Source organism: Providencia sp. TYF-12, assembly GCF_041344805.1.
Classification (GTDB): domain Bacteria; phylum Pseudomonadota; class Gammaproteobacteria; order Enterobacterales; family Enterobacteriaceae; genus Providencia; species Providencia huashanensis.
Genome location: NZ_CP166833.1, coordinates 3,882,094 through 3,906,706, shown reverse-complemented (window position 1 = coordinate 3,906,706; position 24,613 = coordinate 3,882,094). Strand labels below are relative to the sequence as shown.

25 protein-coding genes, 1 tRNA gene and 1 pseudogene are annotated in these 24,613 nt (G+C 40.6%); 6 read left to right on the top strand and 21 right to left on the bottom strand.

All coding sequences use genetic code 11. The annotated features are described in order from the left end of the window. Nucleotides 1–152 precede the first annotated feature (152 nt). The 8 genes from ABE954_RS18250 to ABE954_RS18215 all read right to left on the bottom strand — a co-directional run bounded on the left by ABE954_RS18250 (nt 153) and on the right by ABE954_RS18215 (nt 5,999). Nucleotides 153–803, bottom strand: coding sequence for a DUF4310 family protein (locus tag ABE954_RS18250; RefSeq protein WP_042846188.1), 651 nt, complete (start codon nt 801–803; stop codon nt 153–155). Nucleotides 804–805: 2 nt separating this feature from the next. Next, nucleotides 806–1,597: a DUF4311 domain-containing protein gene (locus tag ABE954_RS18245; RefSeq protein ID WP_042846187.1), complete on the bottom strand. Its 792-nt coding sequence runs from the start codon at nt 1,595–1,597 to the stop codon at nt 806–808. Nucleotides 1,598–1,623: 26 nt separating this feature from the next. Beyond that, nucleotides 1,624–1,920 carry a DUF4312 family protein gene (locus ABE954_RS18240; RefSeq protein ID WP_042846186.1) on the bottom strand — a complete coding sequence of 99 codons (297 nt, stop codon included), beginning with the start codon at nt 1,918–1,920 and terminating at the stop codon, nt 1,624–1,626. Continuing rightward, nucleotides 1,920–2,285 (bottom strand): SFCGS family glycine-rich protein, encoded by a 366-nt coding sequence (locus ABE954_RS18235; RefSeq protein ID WP_042846184.1) that lies wholly within the window; start codon nt 2,283–2,285, stop codon nt 1,920–1,922. Before ABE954_RS18235 ends, ABE954_RS18240 begins: the two co-directional genes overlap by 1 nt. A 32-nt stretch (nt 2,286–2,317) precedes the next feature. Then, a complete protein-coding gene (locus ABE954_RS18230; protein WP_042846182.1) occupies nt 2,318–2,656 on the bottom strand; it encodes a transcriptional antiterminator in 339 nt (112 codons plus the stop codon). A gap of 483 nt (nt 2,657–3,139) precedes the next feature. Then, nucleotides 3,140–4,771 (bottom strand): transcription antiterminator, encoded by a 1,632-nt coding sequence (locus ABE954_RS18225; RefSeq protein WP_371025650.1) that lies wholly within the window; start codon nt 4,769–4,771, stop codon nt 3,140–3,142. Continuing rightward, nucleotides 4,771–5,076 carry an HTH domain-containing protein gene (locus ABE954_RS18220; protein ID WP_371025649.1) on the bottom strand — a complete coding sequence of 102 codons (306 nt, stop codon included), beginning with the start codon at nt 5,074–5,076 and terminating at the stop codon, nt 4,771–4,773. Before ABE954_RS18220 ends, ABE954_RS18225 begins: the two co-directional genes overlap by 1 nt. Nucleotides 5,077–5,291: 215 nt before the next feature. After that, nucleotides 5,292–5,999, bottom strand: a complete 708-nt coding sequence (locus ABE954_RS18215) for a pirin family protein (protein ID WP_071548610.1) — start codon at nt 5,997–5,999, stop codon at nt 5,292–5,294. A 123-nt stretch (nt 6,000–6,122) separates the two neighbouring features. On the opposite strand from ABE954_RS18215, the gene ABE954_RS18210 reads away from it, so the two are divergent. Continuing rightward, nucleotides 6,123–7,016 carry a LysR family transcriptional regulator gene (locus ABE954_RS18210; RefSeq protein ID WP_042846177.1) on the top strand — a complete coding sequence of 298 codons (894 nt, stop codon included), beginning with the start codon at nt 6,123–6,125 and terminating at the stop codon, nt 7,014–7,016. Between the two features lie 233 nt (nt 7,017–7,249). Here ABE954_RS18210 and ABE954_RS18205 read toward each other — a convergent pair whose 3' ends face one another. The 5 genes from ABE954_RS18205 to ABE954_RS18185 all read right to left on the bottom strand — a co-directional run bounded on the left by ABE954_RS18205 (nt 7,250) and on the right by ABE954_RS18185 (nt 9,811). After that, complete coding sequence (locus ABE954_RS18205; RefSeq protein ID WP_129466423.1) at nt 7,250–7,645, bottom strand: DoxX family protein; 396 nt, start codon at nt 7,643–7,645, stop codon at nt 7,250–7,252. Nucleotides 7,646–7,900: 255 nt separating this feature from the next. Then, complete coding sequence (locus ABE954_RS18200; RefSeq protein ID WP_042846174.1) at nt 7,901–8,200, bottom strand: YqjK-like family protein; 300 nt, start codon at nt 8,198–8,200, stop codon at nt 7,901–7,903. Further along, nucleotides 8,187–8,594 (bottom strand): phage holin family protein, encoded by a 408-nt coding sequence (locus tag ABE954_RS18195; protein ID WP_042846173.1) that lies wholly within the window; start codon nt 8,592–8,594, stop codon nt 8,187–8,189. Before ABE954_RS18195 ends, ABE954_RS18200 begins: the two co-directional genes overlap by 14 nt. Nucleotides 8,595–8,600: 6 nt before the next feature. Beyond that, the gene (locus ABE954_RS18190) at nt 8,601–8,906 is read right to left on the bottom strand and encodes a YqjD family protein (protein WP_042846171.1); all 306 of its coding nucleotides are present in this window, start codon (nt 8,904–8,906) and stop codon (nt 8,601–8,603) included. A gap of 236 nt (nt 8,907–9,142) precedes the next feature. Next, on the bottom strand, nt 9,143–9,811 hold the full coding sequence (locus ABE954_RS18185; protein WP_042846170.1) for a DedA family protein: 669 nt from the start codon (nt 9,809–9,811) through the stop codon (nt 9,143–9,145). A 614-nt stretch (nt 9,812–10,425) separates the two neighbouring features. On the opposite strand from ABE954_RS18185, the gene ABE954_RS18180 reads away from it, so the two are divergent. Continuing rightward, nucleotides 10,426–11,385 (top strand): TerC family protein, encoded by a 960-nt coding sequence (locus ABE954_RS18180; protein ID WP_042846168.1) that lies wholly within the window; start codon nt 10,426–10,428, stop codon nt 11,383–11,385. A gap of 266 nt (nt 11,386–11,651) precedes the next feature. Then, a complete protein-coding gene (gene sstT / locus ABE954_RS18175) occupies nt 11,652–12,905 on the top strand; it encodes a serine/threonine transporter SstT (RefSeq protein ID WP_048606197.1) in 1,254 nt (417 codons plus the stop codon). Between the two features lie 77 nt (nt 12,906–12,982). Here sstT and ABE954_RS18170 read toward each other — a convergent pair whose 3' ends face one another. The 3 genes from ABE954_RS18170 to ABE954_RS18160 form a co-directional block, all read right to left on the bottom strand. Then, on the bottom strand, nt 12,983–13,543 hold the full coding sequence (locus ABE954_RS18170; RefSeq protein WP_042846165.1) for a carbonate dehydratase: 561 nt from the start codon (nt 13,541–13,543) through the stop codon (nt 12,983–12,985). Continuing rightward, nucleotides 13,533–14,450, bottom strand: a complete 918-nt coding sequence (gene folE2, locus ABE954_RS18165) for a GTP cyclohydrolase FolE2 (RefSeq protein WP_042846163.1) — start codon at nt 14,448–14,450, stop codon at nt 13,533–13,535. Before folE2 ends, ABE954_RS18170 begins: the two co-directional genes overlap by 11 nt. A gap of 150 nt (nt 14,451–14,600) precedes the next feature. Beyond that, nucleotides 14,601–16,622, bottom strand: coding sequence for an NADPH-dependent 2,4-dienoyl-CoA reductase (locus ABE954_RS18160; protein WP_042846162.1), 2,022 nt, complete (start codon nt 16,620–16,622; stop codon nt 14,601–14,603). A gap of 242 nt (nt 16,623–16,864) precedes the next feature. Here ABE954_RS18160 and ABE954_RS18155 point away from each other — a divergent pair, with 242 nt between their 5' ends. Then, nucleotides 16,865–17,461, top strand: a complete 597-nt coding sequence (locus ABE954_RS18155; RefSeq protein WP_042846161.1) for a GNAT family N-acetyltransferase — start codon at nt 16,865–16,867, stop codon at nt 17,459–17,461. A gap of 60 nt (nt 17,462–17,521) precedes the next feature. Here ABE954_RS18155 and ABE954_RS18150 read toward each other — a convergent pair whose 3' ends face one another. Continuing rightward, entirely contained in the window at nt 17,522–18,595 is a 1,074-nt protein-coding gene (locus ABE954_RS18150; protein ID WP_042846160.1) for a dihydrodipicolinate reductase, read from the bottom strand. A 359-nt stretch (nt 18,596–18,954) separates the two neighbouring features. On the opposite strand from ABE954_RS18150, the gene ABE954_RS18145 reads away from it, so the two are divergent. Together ABE954_RS18145 and ABE954_RS18140 are read left to right on the top strand one after the other, a co-directional pair. Further along, nucleotides 18,955–19,031, top strand: a tRNA-Ile gene (locus ABE954_RS18145). 350 nt (nt 19,032–19,381) lie between these two features. Then, the gene (locus ABE954_RS18140) at nt 19,382–20,737 is read left to right on the top strand and encodes a P-loop NTPase fold protein (RefSeq protein ID WP_369506057.1); all 1,356 of its coding nucleotides are present in this window, start codon (nt 19,382–19,384) and stop codon (nt 20,735–20,737) included. 493 nt (nt 20,738–21,230) lie between these two features. Here the strand turns inward: ABE954_RS18140 and ABE954_RS18135 are convergent, their stop codons facing one another. The 4 genes and pseudogenes from ABE954_RS18135 to ABE954_RS18120 all read right to left on the bottom strand — a co-directional run. Next, nucleotides 21,231–22,904 (bottom strand): hypothetical protein, encoded by a 1,674-nt coding sequence (locus ABE954_RS18135; protein WP_272682375.1) that lies wholly within the window; start codon nt 22,902–22,904, stop codon nt 21,231–21,233. Between the two features lie 5 nt (nt 22,905–22,909). Next, the gene (locus ABE954_RS18130; protein WP_272682376.1) at nt 22,910–23,449 is read right to left on the bottom strand and encodes a hypothetical protein; all 540 of its coding nucleotides are present in this window, start codon (nt 23,447–23,449) and stop codon (nt 22,910–22,912) included. Then, complete coding sequence (locus ABE954_RS18125) at nt 23,415–24,161, bottom strand: hypothetical protein (RefSeq protein ID WP_272682377.1); 747 nt, start codon at nt 24,159–24,161, stop codon at nt 23,415–23,417. Before ABE954_RS18125 ends, ABE954_RS18130 begins: the two co-directional genes overlap by 35 nt. Further along, nucleotides 24,158–24,343, bottom strand: a pseudogene (locus ABE954_RS18120) (tail fiber assembly protein); the annotation flags it as partial. The pseudogene ABE954_RS18120 and the gene ABE954_RS18125, both read right to left, overlap by 4 nt. Between the last annotated feature and the right edge of the window lie 270 nt (nt 24,344–24,613).

Here is a 24,613-nt window from a genome sequence, read left to right as displayed (position 1 = left end):
GTTGTTTCACTACCCTAGTCACATACTGGTGTATGCTCCTAGGGATATCGTCGTTTGCTGCAATTTGAATTATTTAGAGTATGTCTAACTGTTTGTTCTAAATGATATAAACCGTAGCGTTTTCGTTAACCTATGTTCCGAGAGAATGCGGATTAAGCGGCGATTGGGAAGAAATAACCGAATAACATCGCACCTAAAATTGCACCGCCTGCAACAGGTTTTTGCCATACATAGAAAACCAATGCGCCGATTAAAGAACCAATACCAATTGGGATGGATGCAGCCATTGCAGCAAGGATAATCAATGGCCCAAGGAATCGACCTGATGTGTTACCTGCACCCATCATGACATCAGCCCCGAAGGTTGAGTTGGCTTGGGCAATTGTGAATTTACGTGCAAATACGATTAACAGACCGATTAACACGCCAAGGAGTAAACCCGTAAGCAGTGACATCCAGAAGTTGGTCACTAAAATATCCCAGCCCGCGGCTAAGAATAGAGCAGGAACACCTAGACCAATCCCCGTTTGTAATGCGCCACCGATATCTAAGATACCGACTAATGAGCCTTCAATGATCCGAGCGAATAGGAAGCTAGCACCGAAAGCCGCTACTGCACCGTAAACACCAGTATCTAACCCTGCACGCAGCATGGCTACGAAGGCCACTTCGTTAAACGCTCCGAAGCCATAGACGACATACATGTGAGTACCTGCAAAGATCCCTGCGGATAACAGCCCAACAAAGATTGGGAAGGACCATTCAGCGTACCAAAAATCTTGTTTGTTAATTTCAGTTGTCATGATTATTTCCCGCTTAGCAGTCCGTGGACGTATTCAAGCCATAATGGTTTATCTAGGTTGAAGGAGGTGATCATCTTCAGGTCAAACTCACGGAAGAAACCACTTAATACAAACAACAACACGACAGTGATCATCATAGTACGAGTGATACGGTTCCAACCGTTGTCATCAACACCTTTACCAATCAAGATACCTAAAACTAAACCAGGGATAGCGTTACCCATAATTAACTGTGCGCAGCCTCCAAATAGGGTGGCCCAGAAACCGGAACGACGGCCCGCATCCATCGCAGCTAACCAGAAAATGACTGGCATTACGGTGTTGACGAGTAAGTTAGCGGCGGGGACTAATACATTGACCGCCGTGGTTTGTAATGCCGCTGGAACAGCAGAGGCGGTGGTATTTAAGAACGCAACCACGACCGCACCGATAATGGCACAAGCAATCGCCATTTTTTTCGGGTTATGCAGTGTGTCTGCTACGCTGCGGTTTTTGGTTAACAATGCGGCCGCGCCCCAGTTTGGGATGATGCGGTGGTCGACATCTTGGGTAAATGCACCAGCTGCAACAGATGAAGCCCATGCGTTAAAGAAGAACCCTAAGCCGAAAGAAAAGTGTGAAGCTGGGTCGCCTTCACAGGCGTTAAGTTCACCCAAAGTACGAAATGCCCCCATACCTTGTACGGTTGGTGCGTGGAACATCCGCGCTGCCCCGGCTCCTAAACCGAAGCCGCAGAGCCCACCGATAATTAGGGACATGCCCAATATTTCTAAAAAAGATGCAGTTTCACTCATGGAATTAACTCCAGACCTGATTGCTATTATTGTTCTGTAAATGGTATTTCGTTGACAGAAAGTAAGGTGACATCCAGCGAAACGTCGAGTACAACACGAAAATGTTCACGCTTGCGTGGCAAAAAGATAAAAAGAAACTTTTCTGTTCGCGATTGTGAGTGAGCACTAACAACCTCAACATCCTTTGGTTCTATCCGCAGGATGATATCTGTATTGTTTTTCAGTACGGTTTTTTGAATTGAATTTAAGGCGTCAGCAATGGCTTTTTGTTTGGTATCGCCTTGCCCTGTTACCCGTACAACCGTTTCGATAGATTTTTTCATTAAGCGTTGCCGTATTTTTTATTAAAAGCTTTAACTAAGCGCTCACCTAACTCTTCCTTGTCCATAAAACCAAAACCTAGTACGTTGCAACCATCCGCAATGGCGGTCTCTCCCTCTTCGATAGAACGCATCCCATAACGAGCTTTGTAACCATATTTAGTTTGAGCGGTAATAGCGCCTGCGCCGCCGCTACCACAAAAAGAGATACCTAAATCGGCTTGCTCTGCATTCATAACGTCACCGAGTTTCATATCCGCAGCAACACCAGGAACGACAATGGCTTTACCACCCGCAGCTTCCACACCTGCAGCCACTTTTTGGCCTTTACCTAAGCGATCTCCGATAACAACAACCATCTGTTTCATAAAATATTCTCCAAATTCTACAATGTTAAAAATTAATCATTCGCGCGAGCGACTTCAAAGTGAACAGAGAGTAAATAGGTCTCTTCTTGTGCCAAGCCGGGTAACGTGTCGACAACGCGTTGTGCTAGTGCAATTGAATGTGCTGATATTTCGTCAAACAGGCTGATATCGATTTCTGGTAAGGCTTCACCCGTTTTTGCTCTTGCCACCATGGCTCGTAAGTGAGATTGCAACATTTGTTGTTGTACATCTGTAGTGTAGCAGTCCTCCTGCTTGAGCCAGTCAGTAATCACTGCCAGCAGTTTTTGTGTCACCTCATCGATATCGAGGTTATGTTCTAACATCTTAAAAACTACAACTGATTCACTCATAACTATTTAAAATCCAAAGTAATATTGCAAGTTAGACCACTCTGTTCCTTCATGCTTAATACCTTAATACGTCCATACTCATTTTTGCAGGCAATGAATTTCCACTTATAAGTGGAAATTATTTGGAAGTTAGAACTTACAAGAATGGTTTATTTTTTAGACTATTTGGAAAATAAGTGGAAAAAACGGATGTTTATCAACTATTGTTGAATAATTAAATTATGGGGTTTTCTTTAAAATTTTATATCTATCAAATAGATATGATTTTTTATAAACAAGTGGAAATGGAAAATAGAATTGGAGGGTAAAGTGGAAGCTCTAAATGGAAGCCATCTAATGTATCTGATAATGACTTCCACTTAGCCATTTAGCGTGTAAAATCACCAGTTTTGGATAGGAAAACATTTGATGGAGTTGTGGTTAGGATCACGTAAAAACTATCAATCATCATTTTTCCATTACTAAGTGGAAGTTGCTCTTAACTTAAAGAATTCGCGCTAGGCTATCTTTAGCGATCACTTGGAATTCATTAAAGTTTTTGACGCCTATTAGGCGGCGAGTGGTTTTTTCCTTCACAAAGGTGACGAATAAATCATAGATTGCCATGGCTTCTTCATAATCCGCTTTGCTGATAGCCAATAGAAAAATGACATAAGCGTTTTCTTTCGTTTCTTTATTCCATTCAATACCTTGTGGAGCAACGACAGTGGCAACGACGGTTTTATTCGCCAATAACCCTAATGAATGCGGCAGTGCAATCCCTTCCCCAAGTAACGTGGAAACAATGGATTCGCGTTCTTGCAAAGAAGGATAGAAATCTGAAGTGACATAACCTTCCCGTTGTAATTTATGGCACACGGTTTGAAATAACTCTGCTTGGCTAATTTTTTCGTTAACGACCATAAAAAAGCGTTCATCAAAGAAGCGTTCAATGATGTAGGGGCGTGTTTGGTCTACCATGGCAAGGCGGCCCACTTGCTCTAGCTGGTAAGGTGTAGGAAAAGGCGCGATTTTGATGACGGGTTTATTTTTTTCCGAAACACGAACTGTAGTAATGACAAAATCTTCCGTAACTTCATTTAGCGATTCATATTCTTGCAGTGTTAAGCCCCGACTAAATTTAAGTTGTGGAAATTCACGCATAATTTTTGATTCAACGACTCGGAAGGTTGAGTTCCCTGCATCAGTGACTACGAGTACCTCGGTCTGGCGAATTGAACCTGCACCGTAATTTCGCTCAAGGCTAACCCCAATATGTACGGCTAAATAACCTAATTCGTCTTCGTTAATAGGGTGGGGAAGTAATTGCTTACTTGCACTCGTTAAAGCACTTAAGGTGACATCGTAAGCAAAAGGATAATATTGTTTAATATCAGAGAGTAATGGATTTGGCGTAGAAATATGGTATTGCAGGCGGGTGATTAGCGCAGCAAGATGAGTGTTGAGGTCTTTTTTAAGTTTTTCATCATTACGCAAATCGTAGTTATATAACTCGTTGATATAGCTTAAAATATATTCGGATAATTCATTGTGGCTCCCTACTTTTTGGCTGCTCGGGTCTTGATTGCTAATGCGTTGAGCTATGATTTGATCGTGTAGGTAACTGAGCTCAGCCCCTGAAAGGTCATTGCCAAGAAAGTAAATTAGGCCTTTCGATATTTCATCACATGCCTTGCGGATCACTTCTTCGCTATCATCATTTTTTACCGTTGTCGTTAGTTCATGGCCGCGAGTAATACGCAAAATAGTTACAGCACAATTAAAAACAAGGTACAAATGGCCTTCATTGCTAATACGAATATCGAACCGATTCATACTGTTATGTAGGACTTTGTCAATATATGTTAGGTCTAAATTATCAAGGCAATCAGGGCGGAAAGACGTTAAGTCTGGGGTTAACTGTGCGGAATATCGGCGCCATAACGTTTCGGTCATGCAAGCACGAACGGCCCATTCACTACCATTTAACCGAATACCTTGATGGGGAATACTTTCTAATGAAATTTGATATTTATGTAATTGTTCCCTGACCGCTCCCATGTCTTGCTGTAAAGTACCTCGACTGATAAACCATTCTTCAGCGATATCATCAAGCTTTACTGGCAGGGATTGCATTAGTAATTTGAGAAGCAAGGCGTCAATGCGTTCTTGCTCGTACGAGGAATGCTATTTTCCTCTTCAGTTTGCTTGGTGAAAGTGGCAAACAGGGCTTCATCCTCAATTTTTAACCGATAACCATGACCACGCTCATACACAATGTGTGCGCTATATTCCTGAATCAATTCATTGATTTCATTGATATCTGAACGAATGGTTCGTGTTGAAACTGAGCAAAGTTTTGCTAGCTCATCTTGAGGAACGACCTCATTGAGTATTTGTGCAAAAATTTGGTTGTGTCGCTGCTGCGTAAATAGGGCCACTAAAACACCTTTAAAATCAAAATCAAAAAGTATTTGAGTTAGAAAAGAACGTATTTTCTTTCTCTCTAATGGCAGGACTCTATCATAAGGGTGTCAATATGTAGGACATGTAAATGATTAAATTTGCGAATCCGTTCGCAAATTTAATCATGATATTGAAAAAAATTGAGTCTTAAAGGAAAGAATATGATGTTGAGATAGCTATAAAAAACGGTTTAGCTTTGGTCGCCGAGGTCAATCAATAACCCTCGAAAATATTTATCTGCTGTAATAACGATTTCATTATCATTTTGGATAAAAACGCCATCATTACAGCCCATAATTAAACTCTCACCTTGCTGACTGCGTATAGTTGCGCCGCCATGTATGGATTGCAGGAATGCATTATTACCTTTTAATGTCATGGAAGCTGATTCTTGGGGCTCCAGATGGATATGGTTTATCCAAATTTGTTGACGTAATTGAATGCTTTGATTTTGACCATCAGGTGACGCAATGAGTTTGTTTTCATCCTGTTGAATCGCTATTTTTTGTAACGGAAGCGATTCTTGTTGCGGGCAAGCATTTAACCAAAGCTGTAAGCGAGTTAATGGTGTTTGTGGGCAAATGTTTTGCTCGCTATAGCTGAGGTCTGAACGGGGTGAGAAACGCACACATTCCCCTTCACTGGCTTGTATTGTATTACCTTGACTATCACGGTATTGCGCATGCCCTTTAAGAATAATGTTTAATATATCAACATGAGGGTACATTCTAGGTTGTAAGGCGTTTTGTGGCGCAATAACTTCTTGATTTAACACTCGTAGGGTTTTAAAACCCATAAAGTCAGGGTCAAAGTAGTGGCCAAATGAGAAGGCGTAACGCGCTTGTAGCCAACCATAGTCTGCTTTTCCACAATGGTTAGCGGGTCTAAGTGTCATCATAATGGTTGCCCCTCAGCTAAAATTAATAAATTAATACTATATTGTTATAATAAATAGCTGGACGTTGAATTGTTAGCCAGTTAATCTGTTTCCTTTATTCAAATTTCCTGAAAGAGATACGTCATGAGTAAAGAGAGAGCATTAACGCTTGAATCATTAAGGGTGATGGATGCAATCGACCGGCGTGGTAGCTTTGCAGCAGCGGCAGAAGAGTTAGGTCGAGTACCTTCCGCGCTTAGTTATACCATGCAAAAATTAGAAGAAGAGCTCGATGTCATTTTATTCGACCGTTCAGGACATAGAACCAAATTTACCAATGTCGGTAGAATGTTGCTGGATAGAGGACGGATTCTACTTGAGGCGGCCGATAAATTGACTTCGGATGCTGAGGCCTTAGCAAAAGGGTGGGAAACACACCTGACAATAGTGTGTGAAGCATTAATTCCAGCTCAGTCATTATTTCCTCTGGTTGAACGTTTGGCTGAGAAATCAGAAACACAATTATCATTAATTACTGAGGTGTTAGCAGGGGCATGGGAACGCCTTGAAAGTGGTAAAGCGGATATTGTGATTGCCCCTGATATGCATTTTCGTTCTTCATCTGAAATTAACTCGAAATCGTTATATACCATTAACCATATTTATGTTGCGAGCCCTGATCATCCTATTCATCAAGAACCTGAGCCGCTTTCAGATGCGGTACGAGTGAAATATCGAGGGATCGCGGTTGCAGATACTGCGCGAGAACGCCCAGTGATCACCGTACAATTATTGGATAAACAGCAGCGATTAACAGTATCGACAATTGAAGATAAACGAAATGCATTGCTGGCAGGGTTAGGGGTGGCAACTATGCCATATCCAATGGTTGAACAAGATATTCGAGAAGGGCGCTTAAAAGTTGTCGGGGCTGAATTTAGTCATGAGACGAATATTATTATGGCGTGGCGCAGAGATAGTATGGGGGAGGCTAAGTCGTGGTGTCTCCGAGAAATCCCCAAATTATTTAGGGTGTAAACTCGTTATATTTTGAGCCGTAGGGGTGTTGGCTTCATTGAGTCACCCGAGTCACATACTTATGTATGCTCACGGGATGACTCAATTTGCTGCCTACCGAGGACACCTCAACTAAGTGATTTTCTCTTCACTGATTCAATACCTTTATTTTAGACAAAAAAATACCTCCCGAAGGAGGTATAAATTGGACAAAAAAATCAAATAAATTCACAAGGGTGATAATGAAATCGGAGTTACCATTTTTTATTTAATAAATGGTCGATACTAAATTTACCCGGACCAGTGACTGCTAACAGTAAGAAGCCGCCCGCAATCGTAAAGTTCTTCATAAACATTAGGCTGTTTGGTGCAACACTAAAGTCAATGTGGAACAGCAATGCTGTTAGTACAGTAAAGCCTGCTGTAAACAAGGCAACAGTTCTGGTTAAGAAACCAAATAGGATTGCTAAGCCGCCGCCAAATTCTAATAAAATGGTTAAAGGTAATAAAAACCCAGGGACGCCCATTGCTTGCATATATTGTTGTGTTCCTGCATAAGCATCACCTAGTTTCCCGTACCCAGCGACAATAAATAGGATTGGCATCATGATACGAGCCAATAATATCGCACCACTTTCTAAATTTTTCATCGAGACTCTCCAGACTAATAAGCTATTAAATTTTATTAAATTGCGATATATGTCGCTTTGTAGTGTTGTTTTCAGCACTAATAGATAAGAAAACATTTGATGTGCTTATAGTAGTGATTTATTTATTCAATAAAAAGCAAAGCTTATTAACAAACAAGTACAAAAAAATTGAATAATAAATAAATTGTTGGAGTTGATTTCAGGAAAGGGGGATTTTATTAACCTATAGCGATTAATTGATTTCAAAATAGAGGATTATTTTTTACTTGCGTTGAGGGTGCTTTGTACTGTTCGAGCCAAACTCCAAATTGTGAGTGCTTTTTTACCTAACCGTAAAAGTTTTTGAGGCTTTTTCAATGAGTAGATTGACAGTATTCCTGTTGCGGCAATAAACAGAGGGCGGAAGGTAATAAAAAATTTCCATGTGCGGTCGTAGCGTTCAGTGGTTTGTAGCCAATCTTTAGAAGAAGCAGCAAGGTCACTCCGTTGCTGCTCAATCCTTTTGATTAACATTTGTTTTTTGGTGGCTAATAATTGGCGCTTATTTCTGCTCATTATCCTTTCCCGCTAAAGCATTAGCATCTTGGCTTAACTGCTCTCGAGTAGAACCCAATAACGTTGATTGCTTCGCTTTTTTTAATGCCCAAAGGGCAAAAATAATAGCGAGTATGATCAGACTCCCTGTTGTCATTGCCAGTGCTTGATAGCGATAGACGGGGTCGACTGACCAAAAGATTAAACCGATTAAACACATCAAACCAAAAGCAGTAAATAGGAGAGCTAGCCCAACTAACAGTAATAGTTGAATAAAGTTGATTTTCTCCTCTTCAAGCTCAACGGCAATAAGCTGAAGACGAGTTTCAACAACATTCACAGTGATACTTGCGATACGTTGCAATATTTCAAGGACCCCTTTCCCGGGGCCCTGACGTTGTTGGTTTTGTTCCATATACGATTAACGTTTAGCGAGTAATACGCCAAGAACAACCCCGACGGCTGCACCAATACCGATGCCTGTCCACGGGTTTTCCTTCACATAGTTATCCGCTCGTCCCGCGATTTCCTTGGTTTGTTCTGTGATCCGCTCAGTGGTTTGGCTGAGTTTAGCGCGTGATGAACACAATGCATCTTTTGCCTTGGATTTTAGGCTTTCAATCTCTTCTTTCGATTTTTCACCGGTATCATTGAGTACCGCTTCCAGAGAATCTGCTAAAGCCCGTAATTCCGCACGTAAGTCTTCTGATGAATGGTTAGCTGACATGTACAACCTCCTGTTAATAGAAAAATCGTAATTGCTGTATTAACAATAGCTTTTTTTGTACTAAGTGCAATGGATTATTTAGGCCAAGTGCATGTAACAAAGGAAAATTTACATAATGAAATGATTAAGAATAGTTTTTTATCAAGGAGTTAAGGAGGTAACTCTTTGATAAATTAACAGAGGGTAAATAAAAGTAAAACTAAAAATATGGGGGCCAATAGACCCCCATCGTAGATTTAGTTTGCTTTTTTGCTTGAGAGTTTTTTCTTTACAACAACAGCAATACTACCGATTAAACCTATAATCAGCAGACCCACAGGGATTAACATCAAGACATTCATAATATGATGTTCATACTGCAGGAAAATAGGGCTTTTACCAAACCCATAGCCAATAGCGGTTAAAATCAGAACCCATAGTAGACCACTTAGCCAGTTAAAGACTTGGAAACGGCCATTCTGCAAACCTGCAAGGCCCGCGATGGTGGGTAATAATGTTCTGACGAAGGCTAAAAAACGGCCAACTAATAATGCAGCGAGGCCATGGCGATGGAAAAGCCCATATGCGCGCTGGTGGTAGTGTTCTGGTAAATGTGCAAGCCACCCTTTAACTAAGCGTGTATTCCCTAACCATCGCCCTTGTATATAACCAACCCAGCAGCCTAAGCTTGCCCCGGCAGTTAAAATTGCGATCGTCAGTGGATAACTTAGCGTACCTTTAGCGATGAGCACACCGACTAGAATCAATAAGCTATCGCCAGGTAAAAAAGCCGCAGGCAAAACCCCGTTTTCAAGAAACAAGATAGCGAACAGCATGAAGTAAATCGACCAGACTAACGCGGGGTTAGACAGGGTGACATAATCTTGGTGCCAAAGGGCAAAAAAAAGTTCTTTAACTAATTCCATTAATGTTTCCTAAACGGCAATAACAGCAACAAACTTGTTGTTGGGCAGGGAGAAATGGATTAAGTGAATGCCAAAGTGAAAGTGTTGTTTCCTCAGGCTGTTAGTGTAAAGCACGCTCACTTTAACAAAACAGAAAATAACTAAACAGTAAATTTTAAGCTTATTTTTAGAATTCATTTAAGTTTTGGCTTATTTTTACAATTTATCGCTCATTGTATACAGGTTTAAAGTGCTTAAAACCCGCTTTTAACCTATTTTTTAGATGATAAATGTGAAATATGATTGTTCTTTCATTTTTTAATGTGAAAAAAGAGTGATAAAACCCTCGTTGCTAATTATTGCATTTTAAGATTATTTACCGTATCTTATCGCCATAGCAAAGGGGAGTAACTTCTTCTTGTCGGTTTATCGTCATTACGGTGTACAAATTACACCCGGTAGCCGAGCACCACAGTTTCCTAATCTCAGGTAATTTGTGTTGTAAGTGAGACCTTGCCAGAAGGCGAGGTTTGCTCATAATTTACAACCAATAGATAACTCCTTGAGGTTAAAAAATTTTAAGCGGCTGATGTCTTCTGGATATCAGCCGTTTTTTGTTTTTAAGGGATAGGAAAATGCATTCAGTCGGTAACCCTGTTTTATGGGGTAGTTTTGCAGTTATTATTTTACTCATGTTACTTATCGATTTGTTTTGGCAGGGAAAACATAAAGGCCAAGCCATGTCGATGAAGCAAGCGGCTGCTTGGAGTATTGTATGGGTGACACTTTCATTACTCTTTGCCGCAGGGTTTTGGTGGTATCTTAATGATAACGTGGGGCGTGAGTTTGCTGATAACCAAACTATCGCATTTTTAACCGGTTATTTATTAGAAAAAGCATTAGCGATAGATAATGTATTTGTCTGGTTAATGCTCTTTAGTTATTTTGCTATTCCAGCAAATTTACAACGTCGTGTCCTTGTGTACGGTGTACTGGGTGCCATCGTATTGCGTACGATTATGATTTTTGCTGGTAGTTGGTTAGTTACGCAATTTAGCTGGATTTTATATGTATTTGGCCTGTTTTTATTATTTACCGGGCTTAAAATGGCATTTGCTAAAGAGGACGATTCCCCTATTACGGATAAACCTCTGGTCAAATGGGTGCGCTCACATTTACGTATGACCGATGAATTACATGGGGAAAAATTCTTTATTAAAAAGAATGGGATATTGTTCGCAACCCCATTAATTTTAGTGCTAATTTTAGTTGAAATTAGTGATGTGATATTTGCGGTTGATAGCATACCCGCTATTTTTGCGGTAACAACTGACCCGTTCATTGTCTTAACATCGAACCTATTTGCTATTTTAGGGCTACGTGCGATGTACTTTTTATTAGCTGGTGTGGCAGAAAAGTTCTCAATGCTCAAATACGGTTTAGCGGTCATTTTAAGCTTTATCGGTATAAAAATGCTGTTAATTGATATTTTTCATATTCCAACGGCTATTTCTCTTGGGGTTATTGCGTCCATACTAGTTATAACGTTAATTATTAATACAATTGTTAATAAACGAAACGAAGCCAAAAGTTAATTTAGTGGTTTTAGTTGAAGCCTCCGCTGGAAAGTTGGGGGCTTTTTTTGTTTTAACCTTCTGAAAGTATTCACTCATTTTAAAATTCTCTATTCTACTTTAAGAAACAAAACTCTATTGAGATCACAGATGTGTAAAATGTTTGTTAAATAAAGTCAATCATTGTGTATATTTTGAATAATTGCCTTTTCAGGCGACTATTATTCCTTATACTTGCTGTGCAAACACATTTAATTCCTAATAAAGATAACTAATATAGGTCTACTATGGATACAAATAAAACAGGGTTATGGCGAGTAATTAGCCAAGGTAGTCTAGTCAAGCAGATACTGGTTGGTTTGATCGCAGGTATCTTACTGGCATGGTTATGGCCTTCAGCGGCGAAAAATGTTGCCCTACTAGGCGACCTATTTGTTAGCGCGTTGAAAGCAGTCGCTCCCGTGCTGGTCTGGGTATTAGTCATGTCGTCAATTGCGAATCATCGTCAAGGGCAAAAAACCAATATAAAACCGATACTGGTTCTGTATATCTTGGGGACTTTTTTTGCCGCGGTTGTCGCAGTCATTGGTTCTTTCATTTTCCCATCTAACTTAGTTTTAGTGGTGGGAGACTCTCAATTAAACCCCCCAAGTAATATTGCTGAAGTTTTAAAAGGCTTACTGATCAATATCTTTGCTAACCCTATCGATGCATTAATTAAAGGTAACTATGTTGGTATTTTGGCATGGGCGATTGGGCTTGGTATTGCATTGCGTCATGCCAACGATACAACAAAGAATTTAGTGCATGATTTCTCTAATGCGGTGACTCAGTTAGTACGCGTTGTGATCCGTTTAGCACCAGTGGGGATTTTTGGTTTGGTCGCTTCTACCATCGCAACAACTGGTTTTGAAACCTTAAAAGGTTATATCCATGTCCTAGCGGTATTAGTTGGTTGTATGTTAGTTGTGGCACTTGTTGTTAACCCATTGATTGTTTATTGGAAAATTAGGCGTAACCCATTCCCCTTGGTATTTGCCTGCCTGCGTGAAAGTGGTGTAACTGCCTTCTTTACGCGTAGTTCTGCGGCCAATATACCTGTTAATATGGCAATGTGTCGCCGTATGAACCTTCACGAAGATACCTATTCTGTTTCGATCCCATTAGGTGCAACCATTAATATGGCGGGTGCTGCAGTGACAATCACTGTATTGACTTTAGCCGCTGTACATACACTCGGTATCCCTGTTGATATTCCAACAGCTCTGTTGCTAAGTGTTGTTGCTGCTGTCTGTGCTTGCGGTGCTTCTGGGGTTGCTGGCGGGTCGTTATTGCTTATCCCATTAGCATGTAACATGTTTGGGATTTCGAATGAAGTTGCCATGCAAGTCGTTGCTGTTGGTGTGATGATTGGGGTATTGCAAGACTCAGTGGAAACGGGGCTTAACTCTTCAACTGATGTCCTTTTCACAGCTGCAGTCTGCTTAGCCGAAGATGATAGACTGGCAAATTCAGAAGCGCAGTTATCTCATCGTGATTAAGTGTTCCTGAATTTAGATAAATAGGGTAGAGGCTGCGAAAGCAAACTCTACCCTTATTGTTTTAACAGCTTATAGATTTAAAACTCATTACGTAGACGACGGTAGCCTTCAACAAGTTGAATGTTCGTAGTTGCGACCTCTTCAGAGAATTGCAATGAAGCGTGATCAACTTGGTTGAATGCCGATAAATCACTGTATGCGTTCACATGTATGCATGACGGAATATATAAACCATCCGGCAGTGTTAAGCCATCGACGACTGCGTTATAGCGGATCACACTGTTTTTACCAATTTTGCAGTTAAATAAAACGCTATTAAAGCCAATAAACACGCGCTCAGCAATTTCACAAGGGCCATGGACAATTGCTCGGTGCGCAATCGATGTGTGTGAGCCAATTTGTACACCCGCGCCACTTTTTGAGTGAATTACCACCCCATCTTGAATATTTGAGTGTGAGCCGATCACGATGGGGGACATATCTGCATTTTCATTGAGTTCATCAGCACGGATCACGGCATATGGACCAACGTAAACATAATCTTCAATAATCACTTTACCGCAGATAATGGCGGTAGGGTCAATATATGCTTTTTCCGATACAACAGGCGAGTGCCCCGATGGGTTTTTACGCAACATACAGACTCCGTTTCCATTGTGTGTGGGCAATCGCATTATGGGCATGTAAGCTTTCTTGGTGATCAATGTGGATCGTCGCTTCGTCAAATTGGCATTGATGGCGAAAGGCATTCACTAGTTTACGAGCGGCATCTTCACAAAACATCAAGTTCTGCCCATTAACAATAGCAAAAGCTTGTTCATCTTTACGTTTCACCACCGTTTGTACTGGGGTGGAAAGAATATTTTCGATTTGGTTGATTAACTCAATAATAGGAAGCTCTTTATAAGTTGTTTTTAGCTTGATGGTTACCCATGCCCAACTGCGTTGACTGTGTGGTATTGCTGGGACCCCTTGTTTAATCAACCAATCAAGGACTTGAGATTGAGTTAATGTTTGTTCTGTATCATCAAAATCAATCGCAAACTGTTGTTGCATAACTTGGCTGCTGAGTGCGGCAGAGCTTGGGCAAGTTGATGAATAGGGGACTCCGACTTTCAAATAAAGGGATAGTGACTTATCAAATGATGCTGAAATCTCAAACGGATAGGCTTTCCAACCAAATTGAGCTGATACTAACGAACGGCGCGATAATAAAATATCACCATAAAATCGGATATGAGCCTTCGATGAAATAGTTTGATGCGACAATAATACTTGTTCTAATGTTTGCTTTATTAAATCTGGCGTCAGTTCATTTTGTGTTAGGCCATCCAATATTTGATAGAGACGAGACATGTGGACCCCTTTTTGCCCTTGTAGATCAACGCCAATATCGATAGTCGCATTAACTGGGCGGCTTTCAATTTCAATGGGCAAAGCAATCCCTGTCATTCCAACCCAGTCAAGCTTGATATTACTGTGAGTGTCATTTTGTGCTTGTGCGTCAGGCAAAACAGAAGAGGGTAATTCAGTTGAAAGTGTCATAAAGCCTCAAATTATCCATGAAATAATGATATGTTATAACATAACAATTTGAGTTATTAAAGTCAGATAAGAGTAGATAGTCAGGTTGAGCTTAAAGTTGGGGCACAGAAAAGCCCCTTAAGCTAATGGCTTAGCACAAGGGGGAAGAAGTTAAAGTTGGTAAGCTATTTTCATGCCTTGCTCGATGGCTCGGCGTGCATCGAGTTCTGCTGCTATATCTGCACCACCAATAACATGCGCATTAATGCCGAGTTTTGCTAACTGTATTTTCAACGGGCGATAAGGTTCTTGCCCTGCGCAAAGAATGACATTATCAACGGGAAGGCACTGTATTTTATCTTGATAACGAATATGTAGCCCGTTGTCATCAACTCGCATGTATTCAACGCCATTCAACATTTTTACACCGCGCTTCATAAGAGACAAACGATGTACCCAACCAGTTGTTTTCCCTAAATTAGCGCCAACTTTACTATTTTTACGTTGCAATAAATAGAGGTGACGAGCAGGCTCTATTGGCCGTTTTTGTGGAGGGTATATACCACCTTTAGAGTGAATTGAAGTATCAATATTCCATTCTTCGTTAAATAACGAAGTATCTAAACTGCTACTTTTTCCTGTTTGGGTTAATAGCTCTGCGACATCAAAACCAATCCCCCCAGCACCAATGATAGCGACATTTTTCCCTACAGGGCGTTGTTGGGTAATAACATCTATATAGGAAATGACCTTATGATGGTCTATCCCCTCAAGCTGAATTTGGCGTGGTACAACACCCGTTGCAATAATCACATCATCAAAGCCTGACAAGTTGTCTACATCGGCTTGCTGTTCAAGGCGTACATCCACATTCAATAATTGTAGCTGTCGGCAAAAATAACGGATCGTTTCATGGAATTCTTCTTTACCGGGAATTTGCTTTGCGAGGTTAAATTGCCCACCAATATGATTAGATTTTTCAAATAGGGTGACTCGATGCCCACGTTTAGCGGCATAAATAGCGCAAGAAAGCCCTGCGGGGCCTGCACCGACTATTGCCACTGATTTGCTAATCGTGGCTTTTTCGTTAGGATAATCAAACTCCCTGACGGCTTGAGGGTTAACTAGGCAACTGGCTAATTTTCCGCTAAAAATGAGGTCTAGACAGGCTTGATTACAGCCAATGCAGGTGTTTATTTCATCTGCTCGGTTTTCCGCAGCTTTGCGAACAAATGACTCGTCAGCAAGAAAAGGGCGAGCCATGGAAACCATATCCGCTTGTTGATTAGCGATAATTTGCTCAGCTACATACGGGTCATTGATACGGTTGGTTGTGATCAATGGAATATTAACTTTACCCATTAACTTTTGAGTAACCCAGCTAAATGCACTGCGAGGGACTTGAGTTGCAATTGTGGGAACTCTGGCCTCATGCCAACCAATCCCTGTATTAATTAAGCTCGCGCCGGCAAGCTCAATTTGTTTTGCTAGTAACTCTATTTCTTCCCAAGTGGAGCCATCCTCGACGAGATCAAGCATGGAAAGCCGGTAAATAATAATAAAATTATCCCCAACGGCTTCTCGTACTTGACGAACAATTTCAATGGGAAAACGAATGCGGTTTGCATAGCTTCCTCCCCACTCATCGTCCCTATGGTTAGTGCGCTTGGTAATAAACTGGTTGATTAAGTAACCTTCAGAACCCATGATTTCAACACCATCATATCCCGCTCGTTGGGCTAATTTTGCAGTAGTGACAAAATCTTGTATGGTTTTTTTTACTTCATCAGATGTCAGTGCTTTAGGGGGAAATGGAATAATTTCAGCTTGAATAGCACTGGGGGCAACTAATGCGGGGTGCAAGCCATAACGGCCTGCATGTAGGATTTGTAAAGCAATTTTTCCGCCTGCTTGATGAACTTCGTTTGTAATATGCTGATGGAAGGGGAGCTGCTCTTGGTTATTGAGTACAGCCCCATGAGCAGTTAGTGCCCCTTCTGGGCTTGGCGCTATTCCCCCAGTAATAATAAGACTGACCCCATTTTCTGCACGTAAACGATAAAAATGTGCGAGTCTTTCACTTCCTTCAGGATGCTCTTCGAGCCCAGTATGCATTGAGCCCATTAATATTCTATTTTTTAGAACGGTATGGCCTAAATCTAGAGGGGTAAAAAGGTGTGGAAAATTGCTCATTATTATACTCCCATTTCGGGCTCTATTAACAGGTCAGATGAGTTAACTGTAGCCTAATGGGATGATGAATTGGTAATAATGTTAATTTTTTGTGATTTTTATCATGACTTTTAATTAAAAGTGCGGAGTTAATCTAAATATAGCGGAGAAATTTATTATTTTGTCATAAAAATAAATTATCAATAACATTCAAATTAATATTCACGCACAATCAACATTTACTTGTCAGGAACTCACAGCCTATGAAAGAAATTTGCCAAACTATCACTTTAGAAGGTTCACACGTTCGCTTGGAGTTTTTATCTCATCAATACGATCAAGCGTTGTCTGCTATGATCCAAAAGGATGGGCTACATAAGTTATGGTATACCTCTGTCCCTGAACCTGAAAATGTCGCTAAAGATGTGGATAACCGTCTTAAGCGGTTTCAACAAAAAGAAATGTTGCCTTTTGTTGTTATTGATAAAAAAACAGGTAATGCAGTTGGTATGACTTCCTATCTGCGTATTGATAGTGTGGTTAGGCGAGTTGAAATTGGCGCGACATGGTACGGTAAAGAAGTGCAGCGTACAGCGATTAATACTGAGGCTAAATACCTGTTATTACAGTATGCTTTTGAACAATTAAATTGTGTTGCTGTGGAGTTAAGAACGCACTTTTTAAATCAACAAAGTCGCAGAGCGATTGAACGTCTGGGAGCAAAACTTGATGGGGTCCTCAGAAACCATATGCTCACTCGTACAGGGGAACTGCGTGATAGCTGTATTTACAGCATTATTGAGTCAGAATGGCCCGCGATAAAACGGCATTTAGAGTGGCAAATGGTCAAGCCCCGTTAACGATTGCCATTAAATCGGCCAAAAAGCCCACCACTGTGTTTTGGGGTGGGCTAAATAGGCTTATAAATATTCGTGCATTGGTTTGGTCATATAGACGTTATTTGGCATTTTTTCCGTCGTAGTATATCCCGCAGGGCTATTAATCAGTGCAGGGATGCGGTTGACTAAATTGGCACAAGTTAACTCAACTGTCGCTGGGTTATTCACTTCAATAGACGTATCTGGCTCACCAATTAATTGCCAACTATTTTTATCACATTCATCAGCGGTCAAAATTTTACCAATACATTCTGTTTCAAGGGTAACGCCTTCTGCTGTTTCGGTGATCACAACAGCAGATAAACCGAGTACATCCCCTTTTTTGACGGTCATTTTTAAGGTGTCTGAATAGGTATCTTGTTTGGCGATTTGTGGAACACAGCGCTGAATTTGGCTTGTAATGGTTAACCCTAGGCGGCTACATAACCAACCATTTTGCGTCCACATGTACGGAGGTGCATATTCACCGCTTTCAATTTTTTGTGAGATAACGTCGTATGGTAAATCATTGTAGTTACCGATTTGTTGATTAAATTCATTAACAGTTAACCCTGCGCCATGACCAACAGCTAAGGCAATACCGTAATCTTCAACGTTATAGCAACTAGAGCCTTTAACTTTTACTAATTTATGCATTGAACCTGCTAAGGTGTCGATCAACACTCCCCAATACATATCTGGGTAGCCACTCCCTGCTAAGGTACAATTATTTTCTTTGGCCAATATATCAAGTTTTTGGGTTATTTCTGGTGAGGAATTCCAAGGGTAAAGCGCTTCCTCTCCGGTTGAAATGGCATTAACACCGTGGCGGGCAAATAAGGAAAATGCATCTTCTAAATCAGCCATCGTGCTCAGTGTGGCAATGATCCCAACATCAGGTTTTAAGGTTTCGAGTGTTTTGTCTGCTTCATGGAGTGCTTGGACTTTGACTCCAGTTAGTGCGGTTCCTGCAATTTCGCCTATATCTTTGCCGATTACAGCTTCATTGATATCAAAAGCTGCCACAACTTCAGCGCCATGTTCTTGTAAGTAACGGATTAGGTATTTACCCATTTTCCCGCAACCATATTGAACTGCACGTACTTTTTTCATCATTTTTGTCCTATCAGCGAATTATCTATAAATCATATTGTGAGATCTTGATGAGAAAATTGTTGTTCTATATCAAATGATTGGGGGAAGAATGTTTAATAAGCCTGATTGTGTTTATGCTGTGGTTTATATTTTTAATTTGATATAGATTGATTTTTAATGTCATGGATACTATGAGCATTGGTTGAATTAAAAATGACAAAAATAAACGAGGCTTTATGGCAAGTATGAAAGAATGATAGTTTTTGGTGATGCTATCACTTTGAATTATAAGTGATGCGATTGATTTGAACACAATTTCGCCATACAGTTTTGAAACACTAGACCTAAGAGAAAACTGCACGTATAATCCTTTCCACTTTGGCCCCTTAGCTCAGTTGGTTAGAGCAGTCGACTCATAATCGATTGGTCACTGGTTCAAGTCCAGTAGGGGCCACCAAATTTTAGCTGTTAAATCAGCACATTAAGCCACTTCTTAGCAAGTGGCTTTTTTGTATCTAAAAGCCAATGGCGACAAAATGGCGACAGAGATTTTGAAGAGATTTAAATCTGTAAGAAGTGTCGACATCTCTATGAAGCTGTTTTTGATTACCTATGTATAAAAAATAGTCTCGGAATTAATTTTATAGATAGTTTATGTCTGGGATTAAACGTCTAATTTTACTTTTGAGGATAAGTTTTTTTGTTGCTGGAAATGTGAGATTTGTAGTGACAAAGTTATATACTGTATTGATAATAAAAATTAATTTGCTATAACTTCATTTACTTAAAATTTTAATTGGAGGTTATATGCAATCTGAACTATCTTTTTCTACAAGGGATGAGTTTTCTAGAAAACCTATAGCAGAAAAACTAATTAATTTACTAAACAGTGATATTGACCTCTCACCAATAGTGATAAATGGTGATTGGGGAACGGGTAAAACGGAGTTTTGCCTTAAAACAATTCAAGAAATGAAAGTAAGCAATGAGGAAATAAAATGTGTTTATATTGATGCTTTTAATGCTGATAGTTCAGATGAGCCTATTTTAACATTAATAGCAGCTATAGTGTCATTGTTTCCAGATAAAGAAGATAAAAAATCAATAATAAACAAGGCAATACCTGTTATTAAATATGTTTCAAAGGTTTTTCTTAATGCTAGTACTACTTTAATACTTAAAGAAAATGCAGAAAAACTAGGTGAAGACTTATCAGATGCCTTGAAAGATCAAACCGCAACAGCAATAGACGCGACTATTGATAATTTATTAGATACACATGAAAAATCTACTGAGAATATTAATGCATTAAGAAGCATTCTTGAATCATTAGCTTTTGATAGCCCTGTTATTGTTTTTATTGATGAATTAGATAGGTGTAGGCCTAATTATGCTTTAAAGATGATAGAGTCAATTAAGCATATATTTAATATAAAAAATGTAAAATTTGTACTAGTGACTAATGTTAATCAATTATCATCATCAATTAATAAATTATATGGAGAGTCAATAAATGCAAATAGATACCTAGATAAATTTATTGGATTTAAAATAGACCTTATAGAATATCATAGAAAGTATGATAATACGATATATAGTAATTCAATTAAATATTTAAATTGCTTGATTAGTAAAGATAAAAATCTAAAGGTACTTTCCGAAGCTGGATATGAAAATTTTATTTCTTTTTTTATAAAAGAACACCATTTATCTTTACGAGATATAGAGAAGTTTTTTAAGTATTTACTTATTTATCAATATAATAGTAATAATGATATTGGGGGTGATTCAGTTTTTGGGCTTGTGGCTTATAGAATCTTGGGGATTTTTATTTATATGTTAAATGAAGATTTAAGAGATAGGTTTATAACTGAAAACTATACGTGTGAAGATGTTTTTTCAGTTGTTGGTGTTCAAAATGATAATTTTGACATGATATTTACAAATAAGATTAATTATGTTGCTACTGCAATAATTACCCCTCTTTTAATGGGTGCTAAAGATTATTCTAATTTTAAAAGTAAAAATAATGGTTTAATTGAGCATTTAGAGAAAAATTGGAATTCGTCTCGGGACAGTATAATGCGAGGTTATATATTTTTTGATGATAATGAAGCAAAGACGTTTGTTCAAGGAGCTATGTATAAGTTAATGTTATTATAGTTTCAGTTTTTAATTCCCTCTCAAGCCACATTGCTACAGGCTTTTTGTAACCATGTGGCTAATTTCCAAATTTAGTTAAACCCACATAAAATAGAAGTTTTCTATATCTTTCATTATGTTGTGTTTTTAACGCGATCCATTTCGTGATCCAAAAACTGAAATCTCCTGAAATTCTTTTCACTCATTTCAGTTTGAGATTTTCGGCAACGCCCTAGTGCTAGCGCGGCTTGGCGATATGTTTTGTAGAATTTCAAAACTGAAATAAAGTTTAGATCTAAATTGTGCAGGCGGGTGCGGTGTAGTGCATTTTACGTGGTAGGTAACTTTATTTCGTGGGGTAGCGCTTCGCCTGCGCCATGCTGTTGATGTGATCCAAATGAAAGGTTGCTTGATGTGGTTTGATGGTTGGAGTGCTTAGACGTGTCTTACACGCTGTTAAATTACAGGTATAAAAAAGCCCACGGCTGTGGGCAAGAGTTGGACTAAAACTGTGTTAACCAATAACTGGCTGATACTTTGCTTTCAAGCCATCTGATTTACTTGCCGTACCTTTGATGGCATCGGCATTCAATGGCGTTCCTGTGTTGTGGTGGCTGTGACTGGCAGTGAGTTCGGCCAACTCTTTCACGATATCTAATGTATCAATCATCAACTGCGCCACATTAATTTCTTGGCTACCAATCCAAACAACTGGTGCAATGATTTCTTGTTTGGTACCCGCGATGCTTTGCTTAAGTGCGCCTACCTTTTCAATCAGCTTTTGGCCAACGGTGAGTATGGCATCTTCGACAATATCAATATTAGCATTTCGATTAATACTTGCCACAAAACTGCCCTTTGATGCAATGCTGTAGTCACCGTCGGCTATTTGTTGGATAGCGCCTGCCAGTAATGTGGCTGTGCCAAGTACCATCGTTTTGTCGGTGGCTTGAATGGTTGTGTCTCGGGTGACCAAAGTGCGCTGTTCCGTGTCTGCGGTGACTTGCCGATGCATGGACGATTCACTAATGGTCTGGTCAGTTTGTCGTTGCCAGCTGCCATCTTGCGTAATGCGCTGGGAAACTTCTTGGCGCTGTTGCTGCAATTGTTCCCCTGGTTGGATATCGGGCAAAGTGTTTCCCTGGCTAAGAGTTTGGCGAATAAATGGCTTATCAGGTCGGCCACCTTCAAAGGCAATTTCCACGACGGTACCCACGGGTGGATATTGGAATAAGCCACTCTCGCCCCCTGCCATTGGCAGCGGCAATGGTACTGCACGGTAAATAGGGGCGCTCGAAGGGTTCCCGTCGGCATCCAATAATTGCACATCCACCGCATAGCGTGGGCGGTACGGGTCAGAAATATCACCAGCACTAACGGGTTCACTATGGGCTTCGATACGCGCGGTTTTAGGCAGGTGTAAACCTGCCGCCAGTTCAGGATAGGCATTGTCGATTTGGTTTTGAATGGGGCTCTTGTTAGCGGGTTTCCCTATGATTTTATTGGTGATTGCCCACGTGAGCGTCATATCTTCATTGATAAGGTTCACTTTTTGGAGACGTTTGCCGTTGGTATTCACACCTGGTCTTAATGATTGCACCATCGGAATGGTCATGCTGTTCCCGCCTGCCTGTGAAGTGGCAAATTCATTCGGGATTTCAACGGGTTTATTGGCAAATAGCGAATGTGGCCAACTGCCCACATATACATGGCCATTAGGCAATTGCTGCCACACATAATCATCAATATTGAACACATGCCCTAAGTTGGCTAATAGCTGATAACCTGTACCACTGTGGGTAAAGTGAGGAATAGGCTCATTCACATAAGGCGCATCAGGTAATTGAAAGGTTAGCCCGCTTTCCTTTTGCAGGTGTTCGGCAATAGTGCGCAAAGTGGGATGCTGAAAAGAACATGGCCACTCACGTTCAAATACGCCAACCAGTTCACGAATAAATAACCGTTGAAATCCGTTGGATGAGGGCTGAGACCGCTCAACGTAACCCGTGAAATAACGCAATAATAATTCGGGATAACCGACATCAAGGCGCACTAATTTCCCTGTGTAATCCTCATCGGTATTCACAGTGACAAAGCCACGCCCTGCGGCAGAGAGCTCTAACATAATATTGATATCGGTGACCTGAATTTCATCACTGGATAAATATAGTCGATTGATGGGTTTCATTCCCTTTACTCCAACGAATCGTTAATCGGTTTTAACACTTTTTCTTCAAACCAGGTTAATTGCTCGGTTTCATCGAATGCCCCTGATTGACCGCCTTTTGTTGCACTGCCGCCTTGCGTTTTGCTGGCCACTTTACTGTTAGCGCGGGCTTCACGTTTTTCTGAAACGGATAAATGCTCACGTAAAGTAAAGGTAATTTGCCACGCCTGTTTCCCTTCAATTTTGCTGGCATCAATGGAATTGGTGAATGTACCGATACGAAAATTAATCGCTTGAGCCGTCAAGTTCGCCACGCGATAGCGCTTTAAATTGCCGTTTTCTTTGGCTTCCGCTAACGCAAAAAGGCGTGAAAACGCCTTGTGCTCTGTAAAAGGTAAAATGCCCGTGATGCGCAGCTCTTTAGGTTTGATGCCTTGCTCTGCCACGGCCGTACTGGAGGATTGCCCTGATTGGTCTTTATCCTGGAACATCATACTGGGCGTTACAGCCAAGTTTTTCAGTGGGATGGCTTCACCGTTCAGGGCAAGGGTGATGGTCTGTGTCATTTAACATCCTTGTTAAAGCGTGAATTTCATTGCCGACAAATAAGGTGGCGAGGGTAAATATCGCATCAGGTTCAGGAATATTTTTTCGCATTTTATCGGCCAAAACGCTGGCATCATCTGTGCCTGAAAATGCCCAAACAGTGGCTGATTGGCCTAAAAGTCCGTTTAGGGCATCACTCATCTGTTTTAAGGCATTGTCTTTTTGTTGGCTGAAATCCGACAGTGCCGATTTCATGCTATCCAACCCGCTAGGCTGGCTTGCCGCTGCTTTTGCCGCTTCAATTAACTGTGCGTTAGACGCCATGCGGCTGGTCGTCGTTGATAGGGATTGTGGCAAAGGTAAGCCGCCTGCCATTTTCCCTGGCAATTGCATTTTTGTGGTGGTCAACGTGTGTGCCGTTCTGGCCATTCGCTCAACTTGGGCAAAAATAGGTAGCGGAAACACGGCCGAAAAGGCCGATAATCGTTGCATAAATTCAGCAAATGATTTCCCTGTGACCATCAGCACCAATACCGAAACATGGCCAGCCCCTGTGAGCTTATCCGCTAAATGATTAATCGCATTGGTGGGGCTGAGATAACTGCCTGAGCTATTCGTTTGACCAATACCATAAATAAAGGGATGCACAGGCAGAATGGAACAGGTGATCGGCGGCAAATCTGCCGCCATTTTCATATTTTGTTTATGCCATTGATAACGGGGCTCATTCATTGGGGTTTCTCTGGCCATGTGATATCGGGGGCGCTTGCAGTGTCGATACGGTTTAAATCAACACGATACTGTTTCCAAACGTTTAGCTGCATAAGTTCTTTGTCTGTTGCGATGCCTAAATCAATAGCGTCTTGGAGTGGTGCAATGGCTTCACTCGCGACTTTCATCAAAGACTGTTTTTCTTTTAATGCTTGGATTTGATGAAATGCATTGTCATAGCGATAGGAACAAATACCCTTTGCCGATAGCTCAAATTTAATATTCAGTAAGTCTTCAAACTCCCCATCAAACATGACCTCATAGAAGTGTTTTTTTTCCTCTTGTTGAGGTTCAGGGATAATTTGATAGCAATCTAAATTACTTTTTTGTACCCATACGGTGATCATATTATGCCCTCACTCTGACTCGGATTTTACTGGGCGCACCACTAACACCGCCCCAAACGCATCGGA